Annotated in this window: 11 protein-coding genes; 7 read left to right on the top strand and 4 right to left on the bottom strand. The window is 47.1% G+C overall.

Annotation, left to right across the window (positions count from 1 at the left end):
* A partial coding sequence (locus P304_RS0108140; protein WP_027390141.1) for an IS256 family transposase occupies positions 1 to 700 on the bottom strand: 700 nt, incomplete at its 3' end.
* 283 nt (positions 701 to 983) lie between these two features.
* Here P304_RS0108140 and P304_RS0108135 point away from each other — a divergent pair.
* The 3 genes from P304_RS0108135 (at position 984) to P304_RS0108125 (ending at position 3,275) form a co-directional block, all read left to right on the top strand.
* Positions 984 to 1,769, top strand: a complete 786-nt coding sequence (locus P304_RS0108135) for a transporter substrate-binding domain-containing protein (RefSeq protein ID WP_027390140.1) — start codon at positions 984 to 986, stop codon at positions 1,767 to 1,769.
* Between the two features lie 143 nt (positions 1,770 to 1,912).
* A complete protein-coding gene (locus P304_RS0108130; protein WP_084417628.1) occupies positions 1,913 to 2,554 on the top strand; it encodes an amino acid ABC transporter permease in 642 nt (213 codons plus the stop codon).
* Positions 2,544 to 3,275 (top strand): amino acid ABC transporter ATP-binding protein, encoded by a 732-nt coding sequence (locus P304_RS0108125; RefSeq protein WP_027390138.1) that lies wholly within the window; start codon positions 2,544 to 2,546, stop codon positions 3,273 to 3,275. Before P304_RS0108130 ends, P304_RS0108125 begins: the two co-directional genes overlap by 11 nt.
* A 16-nt stretch (positions 3,276 to 3,291) precedes the next feature.
* Here the strand turns inward: P304_RS0108125 and P304_RS0108120 are convergent, their stop codons facing one another.
* The 3 genes from P304_RS0108120 to P304_RS0108110 form a co-directional block, all read right to left on the bottom strand.
* Positions 3,292 to 4,017: a FadR/GntR family transcriptional regulator gene (locus P304_RS0108120; RefSeq protein ID WP_027390137.1), complete on the bottom strand. Its 726-nt coding sequence runs from the start codon at positions 4,015 to 4,017 to the stop codon at positions 3,292 to 3,294.
* A 116-nt stretch (positions 4,018 to 4,133) separates the two neighbouring features.
* A complete protein-coding gene (locus P304_RS14700) occupies positions 4,134 to 5,297 on the bottom strand; it encodes an MFS transporter (protein WP_160165038.1) in 1,164 nt (387 codons plus the stop codon).
* 140 nt (positions 5,298 to 5,437) lie between these two features.
* Positions 5,438 to 8,263 (bottom strand): FAD-binding and (Fe-S)-binding domain-containing protein, encoded by a 2,826-nt coding sequence (locus P304_RS0108110; protein ID WP_027390136.1) that lies wholly within the window; start codon positions 8,261 to 8,263, stop codon positions 5,438 to 5,440.
* 368 nt (positions 8,264 to 8,631) lie between these two features.
* Here P304_RS0108110 and P304_RS0108105 point away from each other — a divergent pair, with 368 nt between their 5' ends.
* The 4 genes from P304_RS0108105 (at position 8,632) to P304_RS0108090 (ending at position 13,598) form a co-directional block, all read left to right on the top strand.
* Positions 8,632 to 9,729, top strand: coding sequence for a TRAP transporter substrate-binding protein (locus P304_RS0108105; RefSeq protein ID WP_027390135.1), 1,098 nt, complete (start codon positions 8,632 to 8,634; stop codon positions 9,727 to 9,729).
* A gap of 106 nt (positions 9,730 to 9,835) precedes the next feature.
* Entirely contained in the window at positions 9,836 to 10,339 is a 504-nt protein-coding gene (locus P304_RS0108100; RefSeq protein WP_027390134.1) for a TRAP transporter small permease subunit, read from the top strand.
* On the top strand, positions 10,336 to 11,658 hold the full coding sequence (locus tag P304_RS0108095; RefSeq protein WP_027390133.1) for a TRAP transporter large permease: 1,323 nt from the start codon (positions 10,336 to 10,338) through the stop codon (positions 11,656 to 11,658). The genes P304_RS0108100 and P304_RS0108095 overlap by 4 nt, the downstream gene beginning before the upstream one ends.
* 203 nt (positions 11,659 to 11,861) lie before the next feature.
* Entirely contained in the window at positions 11,862 to 13,598 is a 1,737-nt protein-coding gene (locus P304_RS0108090; RefSeq protein WP_160165036.1) for a methyl-accepting chemotaxis protein, read from the top strand.
* Positions 13,599 to 13,629: the final 31 nt, after the last annotated feature.

Raw genomic sequence — 13,629 nt, 5'->3', positions numbered from 1 at the left:
ACGCAGCTATGAAAATATCCTTAACTCCACGGTTTTGTAGTCCGTTAAGAATACTAAGCCAGAACTTTGCCCCTTCATTTTCCGCGATCCACATGCCAAGAACTTCCTTTTGTCCCTCCATGGTGACAGCCAACGCGAGATACACTGCTTTGTTGATAATGTGTCCGCCTTGTCTCCCTTTCACCCTGATAGCATCCAGATAAACAATGGGGTAAACTTCATCAAGGGGACGGTTTTGCCATGATTTCACATCGTCAATCACAGCATCGGTTACTTGGGATATTAAGGTGGGGGAAACCTCCACACCATACATTTCTTCCAAGTGAACTTGAATGTCCCGTGTACTCATGCCCAGCGCGTACATAGAGAGGATTTTATCGTCAAAACCATGAAAACGGCTTTGACCTTTGGGGATAATTTTTGGCTCAAAACTGGCGTCGCGGTCACGGGGGACATTGATCTGAAGCTCACCAAACTCGCCGCTAATAGTCTTTGGATATTTGCCGTTGCGTGAGTTTCCAGCCTGCTTGTCTGACTTTCCATGTTTGGCATAGCCAAGATGGTCTGTCATCTCTGTCTGCATTGCACGCTCTACAAGTCGCTTCGTTAACTCTTTGAGTAGACCGCCTTCGCCTACAAGATCTTCAGGCTTTTTATAGTTGACAAGAAGCTGGTCGAGAAGTTCATCGGAAATGGCCATGGGATACTCCTTGAGATATGATCAGAATAGTATCTTAAATGGCCACTTACACAAAATATTTTACACACTCCTTGAGTTCCATGCCCGGAACTAATTGTTCAAAAGGAATATCCCGCATTGCACCTCCTCGATTATCCGACATTTTTTTGAGATATATACACTGATTGTATACTGGGCGTAAAGTGTAACAATTTATCGACGAATTTCGATATCACGGTTGTCAATCCTACCGTTCGAACGTATAACACAGTTGAAACGATTATTATATCCTGCGAGGTAACCAATGCGATTGATACTTTCTGGGCTTCTTGTGTTTATTTTGTTGCTGACACTTGCCACATCCGTCAGTGCACAATCACCAAAGCTTATCGTAGGCATGGAGCTTGCCTATCCGCCTTTTGAAATGACAGACCAAAATGGCAAGCCAAGCGGTATCAGCGTAGATATGGCATACGCTATAGGTGCTTACCTCAATCGGGAAGTTGTTATTCAAAATGTGGCATTTGATGGTTTGATCCCAGCTCTCCGGACAGGAAAAATCGATATTATTCTTTCGTCCATGACTGCCACCAAAGAACGTGCGCAAGTGATTGCTTTTTCTGAGCCATACCTTACCACTGGACTTTGTTTACTGCTTAACCTTTCAAGCACGGCTCATTCGCTGGCCGATGTTGACCGACCTGGTGCGACCATAGCTGTTAAAAAAGGGACTACTGGGCATGTCTATGCTACACAAAACGTAAAACATGCCACCTTATTAGTGCTCGACAAAGAGGCTACCGCCGTATTGGAGGTTATCCAAGGGAAAGTTGATGCCTTTGTCTATGACCAAATGTCAATTTATTCTCATTGGCAGCGCAATAAAGAAACAACGCGGGCAATTTTAAAGCCTTTCCAGCAAGAACAGTGGGCTATTGGGGTGAAAAAAGGGAATGAGGAGTTATTGGCAGCCATCAACCATGCTCTCGCTCATTTGCAGCACAGTGGTCTCTTTGAAGCACTTGGCGATACCTACCTTGCCGAACAGAAAAAAGCCTTTAAAGCGCTTGGGTATGGGTTTTATTTTTGAAAAATCTCACTCGCTTTTTTTTGTGCTCGCCGCATAGGCCAACCTCATGGTATGTGCAGGGAGGTAATTTTTGCCTCCTGTTGCTCATCACCTCGCTTTTTTTTGCGTATGCCTTTCATGCTCTGCACTACGAATGGAACTGGATGGTGTTGTATGAGTATCGGCAAAAATTCTGGCATGGTTGGCGCGTAACGCTCCTTATGAGTTTCGCGAGTTTGCTTGCAAGTATGTGTCTTGGCTTTCTGCTCGCAGCTGCACAGCGCAGTCCTTTGATTATTATGCGACAATGTGGACGGATGATCGTTGAAATTATTCGTGGCACACCACTTCTGGTACAGATTTTGATCTTTTTTTATGTGGTAGCGGATGCCTTTGGGTTGCAAAATCGCTATATCGCTGGGGTCTTCATTTTGGCGCTTTTCAGCGGAGCGTATATTTCAGAAATAATTCGTGCTGGCATTGAAAGTATCGGTCAATCACAAATTGAATCGGCACGTTCACTCGGTTTTACGACGTACCAAATGTATCGATACATTATTATGCCACAAGTGCTACGCCGCATTTTGCCACCCCTAACAGGGCAGTTTGCTTCGCTCATTAAAGATTCATCGCTTTTATCTGTCATTGCCATAAGCGAATTTACGCTCAATGCTCAAGAGGTAAATGCTTTTACGTTTAGTACGTTGGAAAGTTATCTCCCTTTAGCGCTCGGATATTTGGCACTCACTTTGCCTATTTCATTATGGAGTCGCCAATTGGAAAAAAGGTTTGCGTATGCAACTTGAGCTTCGTCAGCTTTGTATGCAATACGGCTCCAAAACTGTTGTTGGGCCAATCGACTTTATCTCACCTGACTTTGGATGCCTTGTGATAGTTGGGCCATCTGGAGGGGGAAAAAGCTCATTATTGCGAATGTTAGCAGGTCTACTTCTGCCAACTGCTGGCGAAATCAGTATTGATGGCGTTACGTTATGCACTCGTGAAGAGGAACTTCGTCAGTACCGCTGTCAGGTCGGGATGGTGTTTCAAGAGTTTAATCTTTTCAGCCATTTAAGTGCACTGGAAAACATTACGTTACCACTCATTAAGGTGCATAAGCAAAAGCCCCAAGAGGCTAATGAACGCGCATGGAGCCTCTTGCAGCGCTTCTCTTTGCAAGAACATGCTCGAAAAATGCCCGCCGAACTTTCGGGAGGACAAAAACAACGAATCGCCATTGCAAGAGCACTGGCGATTGAACCTCGATTTTTTCTTTTCGATGAACCAACATCGGCACTTGATCCGCTGATGACAACCGAAGTGCTCGATATGATCATGCAGTTACGCCAAACCGGTCAAACCATTATCATTGCATCCCACCATATGGGCTTTACCCGTCATGTGGGTGACTACTGCTTGTATTTGGAAGAAGGACAAATTGCGGAATGGGGAAGCGCAAAGGCTTTTTTTGATACACCGCAAACCGCTTCATTGCAAAATTTCCTACAGAAGGTACTTCGGTACTAACCAGCCATCCTCTCAATCAACCCGCACTGGCAGTTGTATCCATAGAGTATATCTTGTGCAATTCCCCTTCGACATATTCAAGGTGTTCGCGCATGGCTTCATACGCCGCGCTCGGATTGCGCATCGCAATGGCGTTAAAAATTTTATCATGATGAGAGTATATCAATTGATGGGCATCCTGATCCTTGTACATGCGCGAACGCACCTCAAAAGATACCCGCGCAATCCATTGCGAAATCGTGTTGATAATGTGAATCAGAAGTAAGTTATGCGTTGCGTACGAGATAGTGGCGTGAAAACTTGCATCCGGCTTATCGCCGATCATCCCTTGGTCGCGCGCTTCGCGCATTTGGTTTAAATAGTTTTCCATTGTAGCAAGTTCGGCATCGGTTGCGCGCGCGGCAGCTTCAGAAGCGGCCCATGTTTCCAAGATTTTACGCAATTCCATCAGTTCAAAAATAGCATCATCACGCTTCAGGTATTCTTCCAATGCGGGATCAATCGAATTTGCCGTGATTGAACGGACATACGTGCCATCACCCTGGATTTGACTAATGAAGCCTTGCGCGTCCAGTTTTTGAATCGCTTCACGCAGTGATGGGCGACTTACGCCAAGTTGCATTGCCAACTCACGTTCGGGCGGCAGCTTACTACCAGGGGTAATTTGATTCGAAAGGATCAATTCTTTGATCTGAAGGTACACTTCATCGCTGATTTTCTTGGGTTTGATTTTCTGAAACATTCTTCAATATTCCTCTGTAGTATTCAATAAAGTGTTTTTGTAAGCATGAGGCGCAAGCACTATAGGCTGATGCAGTTTATCGATCAATATAAATTGCACTTTTATTCATAGCCCTGCTAGTTTGATCGCATGGTACAGTACGATTCTTTTACCGGAGTGAGCATGAACGCCGAAGCAACGACACAGCCCAAAAGAATCGCAAAAGCGGTAAAATATGCATCGGCAGAGTATATCGGCACACCAGCAAGGACAGTTCCGTCCCAATAGTAATCCAGCACACTGCCTAAGAGTGGCTGGAGGAGTGCGGCAACACCAAGTACTGACATATTCACGACCCCGCCAACAGTCCCTGACACTGCGGGATGGTTCACCTCACGTGAGTAGGCGAAGCCGACGATTAAACCGCCAGAGGTAAAGCCAATGGCCGCGAAAAGTGGATACAGCAGCCCCTGAGGCACATCGACAAATAAGAAAATTCCCCAAAAGCACGCGGCAAGGATATTTGCTATCAGGTATGGTGCTTTCCGCCGACCAATGTAATCCGAAAGCGCGCCGAACGCTGGCCCGCCTGCTGCCCATGCTAGCAACATCGTTGAAGTAAACATGGCGGCTTGCGAACGCTCCATGCCGTAGATTTGTGTTAAATACGGCACACCCCACAGACCGGCAAAAACCAATACGGGTGCAGCGGAAAGTCCAGCTGCCGCAAAAAGCCACCACGTGGCTGGTTCACTCGCAACCAATCGTAACGCCTGACGTGGAGCAATATTCGCTTGCTTGGTTGCTTTAACATGATCATAGCTGGCATACCCGCGTTCGCTGGGGTCATCACGTACGATAGTCCAAATAAGAATCGCACCGACAAGTGTGACCACGCCACTCACCATCATAGCGACGCGCCAGCCAAACGTGGCCACCGCTTCAGAAAGTGGCACCCCAGCCAATATTCCACCGATGTTTCCCAGTAAGAGTGCTACACCAGTGACAGTCGCAAAGCGATTTGTAGGGAACCAATGTCCAGCTAATTTCATGCACGCGACAAACGCGACCGCAACAGAAGCTCCAACCAATCCTCGGCCAATGTAAGCCATCCAAAGGTTTGGCGCGAAAGCAAAAATACATATCCCAATTGCTGCAAGAAAAGCTGCTCCAGTCGCCAGTCGTCGTGGGCCAATCGTATCGGCCAGCAATCCGCTCGGTATTTGCATGATGGCGTACGTGTAAAAATAGGTAGCTGAGAGATTTCCCAATACGGCGGCACCGATATGGAAATCCGTCATCAGTTCGTCGACCATTACGGCGGGGGNCGGGGGCGACTCGCTGAAAAAATCCTACCAGATAAAGGTTTGCGACCAAGCCCCACATAAGCCAGCCAAGCCAATGAGGCGCATATCGATGCTTCATAACGTAAACTCCAGAATTATACAGAGCACCGGTCGACCAAATACAGTATCGATTTATAGTATCGGCCACTATGCAGCGAAAGGCCGATTTCGCAGGTGCGACTATTAGAGTACCCTACCTGACATTCAGAAGGAAGTGCCTCTTTAAGGTTTTCTAAAGCCGCTGTATTGAGTTCTGGATAATTGAATCCGCGATCACCGGCAAAGCCACAGCAGCCGACATTTTCTGGCACAATAACCTTTGCCGCACAGCGCTGGGCAAGGGTTTTCATTTTACCATCAATGCCCATTTTCTTGGCACTGCATGTCGGGTGAATCGCTACGGTTTCCGCTACTGGTTGTAAAGAAATTTTATCGAGTAAAAAATCATGCACAAATTCAACTGGCTCGTACAGCTTCAGGCGGGGTTCCATGACGCGCCGCATCCGATAGATGCAAGGGCTGGTATCGCACAAAACTGGATATTCACCGTAGTTGCTGGCTTCGAGCAAGGCTTTTTCTAATTCAGTCGATTTCGTATTTGCTTGATCCATGAACCCTTTGCTTTCCCACGGCGTGCCACAACACAAGTTTGACATATTTTTTGGGTAAATCACATCATACCCACCTTTTTGCAGTAAACGTAACGTTACAACATGGAGGGATTCTTGTTCAGGGTCGCCCTTTGCAGCGCCCATACTCTGCGCGATACAACTGGGGAAATAAACGACTTTCGGGCGTGACATTGAGCTCGCTCGAATGGGTTCAGGCCCCGCAACCCCTATCGGCATATACGGATTCCATAAAGGGATGGCATTGCCAGAAAGGGAACGCGCCCCTTTGGTAAGCGCACTCATGGCACGCGTACCTATAATCGTGTGCAGCATATTCGCCCCTTTGAGTGCAAATCGTGCACCGGTCAAAATGCCGGAAAGATTATGAGCGCACCAGTCAGCAGTTTTTTGCAATCGCTTTTGCTGACTGACGGAACGGCGGCGCAACTCTTTCGTTAAATCACCGGTATTGATTTCAACAGGACAAGCAAGGGCGCACAAACCATCCGCGGCACATGTCTGCTCCCCTTCGTACACATACGATGCTTCCATTGCCTGGAGCCGTTCTGTATCGCTACGGGTAATCCGCAAGTGCGATATGGCACGGCGTGACGTTATCCGCTGGCGTGGTGTTAATGTGAGGTTACGCGAAGGGCAGAGTGGTTCACAAAAACCGCATTCAATGCATTTATCGACAAGCGGATCGGTCTGTGGCAGTGGTTTGAGGTTGGTGATGTGTGCCAGTTTATTGTCATTCAGAATAACGCCGGGGTTGAGTAGATTGTGAGGGTCGAAAAGTTTTTTCAACGAACGCATCAATTCGAATGCCTCGCTTCCCCATTCCAGTTCAACGAATGGTGCCATGTTGCGCCCAGTGCCGTGTTCCGCTTTGAGTGCGCCATCATACTTTTTCACAACCATATGGCACACTTCGTCCATAAACATGCGGTAGCGTTCCACTTCACTTTCGATTCCGAAATCTTGTGTAAACACAAAATGGAGGTTCCCTTCCAACGCATGACCAAAGATAATCGCTTCATGATAGCCGTATTTACTGAGGAGCGATTGCAGTTCTAAGGTAGCTGGTGCCAGCACGGGTATCGGAAATGCAACGTCCTCAATAATAACCGTTGTACCCATTTTACGGATTGCACCGACAGCCGGAAAGAGTCCTTTGCGTATATTCCAGAGAAGGGAATATTCAGCGGGAATATCGGTAAATTCTATTGGTCGTTCCGTTGCCAGAGATGAGAGTGCTTCCACTATCGCTTGTATTTGTTTTTGAAGTATTTCTGGTGATTCAGCACGAGTTTCTACCAATAATGCAGTAGCGGTAGTCGAGAGTCCTTTGAGCCACTCCGGCATGCCAGATTTATTTTCTACGCTGCGGAGTCCGGCTCTATCCATAAGTTCTACCGCAGCCACTGGGGAAGTTTTGAGTGCAACTACTGCATGGCAGGCCGTTTCCATGTCAGGGAAAATCATCAGCGAACTTGCCTTGCACGGATGTTCGACTACGGTATGGTAGGTGAGTTCTGAAATAAAGCCGAGTGTCCCTTCCGAACCGATCATAAGGTGTTCAATAATATCAAAGGGATCCTCGTAATCGACGAGAGCATTCAAGCTATAGCCAGTCGTGTTTTTCATTTTAAATTTATGGCGAATTCGGTCAGCTAATGCGTGGTTGTCACGCGTCGCGCGCCCGAACTCCTGTACTTGATCTAGAAATTCACGGTGCGTCTCGCGAAAGTGCTGTTTGCTGGCGGGATCGCGGGTGTCGAGAATTGACCCATCCCACAAGAGTATCCGCATTCCAGCTATCGTTTTATAGCTATTTTCTGACGTGCCGCAACACATACCACTCGCGTTATTCGCAGCAATGCCGCCGATCATGGCTGCATTAATTGAAGCGGGATCAGGGCCGATTTTTTTACCATACGGTGCCAATGCTAAATTTGCCTGAAAGCCGATTACCCCAGGTTGAAGCCTGATTTTCGTTCCATTTTCTTCGACAGTCCGGCGATTCCATGTTTCGCCTGCCAGTACAAGAATTGAATCGCTAATGGCCTGCCCGGAAAGACTGGTGCCTGCGGCACGAAAGGTTACTGGCAAGCGGTGCGAGCTTGCGAGTTGTAAAATCCGCGCTACTTCCTGCTCGTTCTCAGTCTTGATGACAATTTTCGGGACTAATCGGTAAAAGCTTGCGTCAGTACCATATGCCAGTACGCGAAGTGGGTCGGTAATCAAGCGATTGCGGTCTATGAAGGTTGTCAGTTCATCGTAATATTTTTTATACGCCACTGGAAGCATGTCATTTCTCCTTTTTTCGGCATGGCATTTGATTTGGTAAGACCAATAGTATTTTATGGCACAATCGTCAACTATTATTTTTTGTAACCGGTTCTATTTAGCAAGCCGTCAATACTCAGTTTTGCATTCAAGTTCTATTTGACCTGCTGCCAAACAATGGATGTTAACTATAATTATTAAAACATATTAAGCGTAGTTTCTTTCAATTTCTATTTGCCATGAATTAAATATTCTTCAATTGTGAATTAAAAACAAACACATTTTTATATTCAGAAAGTTCTTGACAGGTACTTTATCATTCCATACAGTCTGACCATGAATCGTGGTATTACCAATTCTGGTGACCGAAAAAGAACGAGAGGTGTTTTATGATGAAACGTATGAAACCGCTGGCACTGTTGCTGCTAGCACTCTGCGCAGTAACGCTCCTGGCGACCGGTGCTGTGGCGAACGACAAGAAGGTTCGTTGGAGAATGGCAACAACATGGTCAACCAGTCTTCCATGGCAAGACACAGCTATTCATTTCGCTGAAACAGTGAAAACGATTACGAATGGCCAACTTGAAATTCGGGTGTTCCCAGCAGAAGCGATCGTTCCTGCATTTGAACTCCTCGACGCCGTGCAAAATGGCGTTGTGCAGATGGGTCACGACTGGCCGGGCTACTGGAAAGGGAAAGATGAAGCATTTGTTGCTTTCGCATCCGTTCCTTTCGGTCTCAACAATGTTGAATATACTACGTGGTTGATTTCTGGCGGCGGACTTGAGCTTGCAAACGAGCTGTATGGCCGTTTTAACACCGTGCCTCTCTTAGGCGGAAACTCTGGACAAGAGATGGGATTCTTCACTGCGAAACCACTCAGTGGAATTGCAGACTTGAAAGGCAAAACAGTACGGACTGTTGGCTGGGGTGGCGACATCCTGAAAAATGCTGGCGCTGCGGTAACTCCACTTCCCGGTGGCGAGATCTACCTTGCTTTCGAGCGTGGCATTCTTGATGGTGCTGAATTCAGTACACCATTCGTTACTTTCCCCATGGGCTTCCAAGAAATTGCGAAAAACGTCATGGTTCCTGGCTGGCACCAACCTGCCGTTCAGAACATGTTCACTGTAAACAAAAAAGCATGGGATGCACTTCCTGCCCACTTACAAGCCGCACTCAAAGTTGCTTCATATGAAACACAACTGTGGGATCTGGCTCGTTCTGAAAAAGGCAACGCTGAGACTATTGCAAAGTACAAGCAAGCTGGCGTAAGCTTTAATAAACTTGACTCAGAATCGCTCATGGCACTTCGCAAGACCACCAAAGAATACATGGATGGCCTGCGCGCGAAGCACCCCTTCCTTGATAAAGTTATGGCTTCACAAGATGCCTTTACAAAAGAGTACAGCGTATGGAAAGAAATCCGTAGCGGCGTATCTGCGTATCCTTATGAAGACTACATGAAGGGCACACACACCGAGTAATCTCTTGTAACATTTACCCATACAGCCTTCTTTTTTTATATTGATTCCTTCTATCTGAAAGGAGGGGTGATTTTGCCCCTCCTTTCTTTTTCTACTGGAGCTTGCTATGCGAACCTTAATTCACCTGATTGACCGATTCAGCGATCTGACCGGAAGAATCCTCAGCTCCTTTGCCTATTTCTTACTGGTAGTCGTACTCTATGAGGTCGTCGCCAGAAAGATTTTTGGTAGGCCTACCGTCTGGGGTTTTGATGCAAGCTATATTCTTATGGCAGCATTTTTTCTGCTAGGTTTTGGGTATACGCTCAAGCATCGAATGCACGTTGCTATTGATATTTTCACTCAGAAATTTCGTCCCCGACTGCAAGGGGCTTTTGGTATTGTTGGGTATCTTGTTTTCTTTTTTCCTTTTGTCTGCATTGGCATGTGGATCACGACAAAGTATGCGCTTCAGGCGTGGAATATTTACGAATTGAGTCAGTCACCATGGAGTTTTCCTGTGTATTGGTTCAAAACATTGATGCCGATTTCCTTTTTGCTGCTTTTCATACAGGGAATTGCTGAGTTTCTGCGTAATGTATTGAAGCTCAAAGGGGAGGAAATAGGATGAGTCCGGATACACTTTCCGTTTTAATGTTTTTATCCCTCTTGGTTGCGGTATTTATGGGGCATCCACTTGGGATAACACTCGGTGGCCTTGGGCTTATTTTTGGTATTCTTGGATATGGCGATGGGGTCTATTATATCCTTGCCAGCAAAACCTATGGGCTGATGACGAACTATGTGTTGGTTGCCGTTCCACTCTTTGTCCTGATGGCTCAGTTTTTGGATAAATCGGGGGTGGCGGAAAAGCTCTACGATGCCATGTATGTTGTTATGGGACCGATACGTGGCGGGTTAGCCGTGGCAACAATTATCGTAGCAACACTTTTCGCTGCTACCACGGGTATTGTCGGCGCTTCAGTTGTGGCAATGGGACTCATGGCGATTCCATCAATGCTCAGCAAAGGATACGATAAACCACTCATTGCGGGCGTTGTCACCGCTGGCGGAACGCTGGGAATCTTGATTCCACCTTCTATCATGCTGGTCATCTATGGTGGGCTCGTCGGTATTTCCGTTGGTCAGTTGTTTATTGCCGCTATTGTTCCTGGTCTACTACTCGCCGGACTATACTTAGTCTATGTTCTTGTATACTGTCATTTCAAGCCAAATGCCGGCCCACCCCTACCTAAAGAAGAGCGGACGCATACCCTTGGTCAAAAGATTACCATGACCGCGAAGTCTATGCTGCCGACCTTCTTTCTGATTCTTGCCGTTTTGGGGAGTATTGGTGCTGGTGTTGCGACACCGACTGAAGCCGCTGGACTTGGTTGTCTTGGCGCACTTATTCTGGCTGCCGCCAACAAACGCCTTGATATGAGCCTGATTCGCGATGCAGGCTATGCCACGATGAAAATCACTTGTATGGTCATGCTGATTTTTGTCGGCGCTAATTTCTTTACCTCGATTTTTATGGGCTTAGGTGGTGGCGAAGTCTTCACCAGCATGCTCTATGCTATCAGCGATAATCGTTGGGTGATTCTGGCCGTCATGATGTTCATCATCTTTGTTTTGGGGATGTTTGTCGACTGGCTGGGGATTCTGCTTCTGTGCGTGCCGATTTTCACCCCAATCGCCGTATACGAACTCGGATTTGATCCGCTCTGGTTTGCTCTCTTGGTGTGCATTAACCTGCAAATGTCATTCCTGACCCCACNGTTTGGGTATTCGATCTTCTATTTGCGCGGTGTTACGCCGCCATCAATGTCACTTGGCCATATTTACAAAGGGGTTGTCCCGTTTGTCATGTTGCAACTTTTAGCGCTGATACTGGTCATGATATTCCCACAAATCATTACCGGATTGCCTTCACTCGTGTTCGATTAACAGGTGGTAGTTACACCGAGTGGTAGAAAATGTAAAAAAATTCTACCACTCTGGTGTAAAACCTGAGAATATACACCTGTGATGTAAAGTTCAGCGTCAGGAGGTGCCTTATTAGCCTCATCCATTCCATCTATGTCTTTTTGGAACAACGATTTTTCAACACAATCACCCGCAAAATTATCGGCAATGTGTTGTTTTTGATCATGCTGCAATTCTGCTCGGTCGCATTACTCTTCTTCTTTAACCATCAGCTTGCCCAAACGGTTACCACACTCAATGTCAGCGCTTTGGCAACGTCTATTATTCAACAGGAAATATGGCAGTCTTTTGCCATGATTGTCGCCTTTCAGGTTATCGTACTGTCAGCCGGAATTGGGGTTATTCTCTTCTTGCGTTACCTTATTTTGATCCCGGTTCGCTCGATGGTACAAACCCTCGACAACATGCAGGGTTCGTCAGGTGATTTATCGCAGGAACTTCCGTCTTTCAGCTATGACGAAAATCGGAATCTTTCCATTGCCTTTAACGACTTCCTAGACAACCTTCGCACGCTGGTTGGAGACATCCGCCACAAAAACATGGAGATAGCCGTTGGCGCAACGCAACTCGGTAAAGTGATGAACGACACGAAAACGGCGACGATTCGCCAATCATCCCTTTCCGAAACTATTTTTCAATCGAGTGCGGAGGCTACATCAGCCATTCAAAACATTGCGCAACACACGACGTCTATATCGTCATTAAATACGCAAAACCTCGAGGAAGCTCGTCTTTCTGGGCGCGAACTGGAAAACGTCACTCGCATGATTCATTCAATCAGTTCGCTGGTTGAACACTTTCATGGAACGGTGAGTGAACTGAGCGAAAACTCGCGCGCTATTCGTAACATTCTGCAAATGATTCAGGATTTCTCTGATCAAACAAATCTCTTAGCACTGAACGCTGCGATTGAAGCAGCACGGGCAGGCGAAGCTGGACGCGGTTTTGCGGTTGTTGCTGACGAAGTACGCAAACTCGCAGAAAAAGTACGCGAAGCGACTGAGTTGATTGCCGGTAACGTGCAAGCGATGACAGGGTTGGTGGACGATACGCGCACTGGAACCGAAAAGATCCGCGACCATAGTGCCGAAACCCGTACTATTGTTGAACGAACCTTCTCGCAATTTGAGCGGATGGTGCAGGATTTTGAGCGGACGAACGGGCAGCTGCTCGAAATCAGTTCGGCGATTGAAGAGCTTTCCATCACAAATGGTCAGGTACATAGTAGCGTGAGTGAAATTTACGAACTTGGCACGACCATCAATCAAGAGATGATTCAGGCTGACGCACATTCGCGCTCGCTCAACCAGAAAACAGAACAGACACTTGAACTCCTTTCGCGCTTTACTATCGGCTCTGGCGCGTTTGAGTCAGTCGTTTCGCAAGCCAGAGGCTGGCGCGATCACGCGGCTGAAATTATGGAAGGATTGCAGCAGAGTGGCACAAACCTCTTTGAGCGCAATTACCGTCCCATTGCCAACACGAATCCGCAAAAGTATCAGGTTGGTTATAACGACGCCCTTACTCGAGCCTTACAAGCGCGATGCGATGAGTGGAAAGCAAGCATTCCTGGTGTTCTCTACGCCTTAGTCGTCGATGTAAATGGGTATTTGCCGATCCACCACAGCGAATTTTCGCGTCCTATGGGGCAAAATCCCGATGAAAACCTCCGCTATAGTCGCCATCAACGGATCTACAACGCGAACGAAACCGAAAAACGGCGCGCCGCTAATACTGCCCCATTCCTGCTTCAGTCATACGTACGCGATACGGGTGAAATCCTCAACGATTTAGCGTTGCCGATTTTCCTCGATCACAAGCATTGGGGCAACCTGATCATCGGATTTCCACCGGAACTCTTGCTGGACGCATCAAACGTACCCAAACTGTTAACGCGATAATCACGGCGCTCAGATGCTGTATGGGTTTGAA

The sequence above is a fragment of the Chrysiogenes arsenatis DSM 11915 genome, assembly GCF_000469585.1.
In the GTDB taxonomy this organism is placed as follows: domain Bacteria; phylum Chrysiogenota; class Chrysiogenetes; order Chrysiogenales; family Chrysiogenaceae; genus Chrysiogenes; species Chrysiogenes arsenatis.
Note: the sequence above shows the minus strand (reverse complement) of the source record. Positions and strands in the feature narration are given on the sequence as shown.

Coding starts and splice junctions, on each gene's coding strand:
- P304_RS14700 (WP_160165038.1), bottom strand. CDS start 5,297: ATGACGGATTTCCATATCGGTGCCGCCGTATTGGGAAATCTCTCAGCT.
- P304_RS0108105 (WP_027390135.1), top strand. CDS start 8,632: ATGATGAAACGTATGAAACCGCTGGCACTGTTGCTGCTAGCACTCTGC.
- P304_RS0108090 (WP_160165036.1), top strand. CDS start 11,862: ATGCTGCAATTCTGCTCGGTCGCATTACTCTTCTTCTTTAACCATCAG.
- P304_RS0108125 (WP_027390138.1), top strand. CDS start 2,544: ATGCAACTTGAGCTTCGTCAGCTTTGTATGCAATACGGCTCCAAAACT.
- P304_RS0108130 (WP_084417628.1), top strand. CDS start 1,913: ATGGTGTTGTATGAGTATCGGCAAAAATTCTGGCATGGTTGGCGCGTA.
- P304_RS0108100 (WP_027390134.1), top strand. CDS start 9,836: ATGCGAACCTTAATTCACCTGATTGACCGATTCAGCGATCTGACCGGA.
- P304_RS0108135 (WP_027390140.1), top strand. CDS start 984: ATGCGATTGATACTTTCTGGGCTTCTTGTGTTTATTTTGTTGCTGACA.
- P304_RS0108110 (WP_027390136.1), bottom strand. CDS start 8,263: ATGCTTCCAGTGGCGTATAAAAAATATTACGATGAACTGACAACCTTC.
- P304_RS0108120 (WP_027390137.1), bottom strand. CDS start 4,017: ATGTTTCAGAAAATCAAACCCAAGAAAATCAGCGATGAAGTGTACCTT.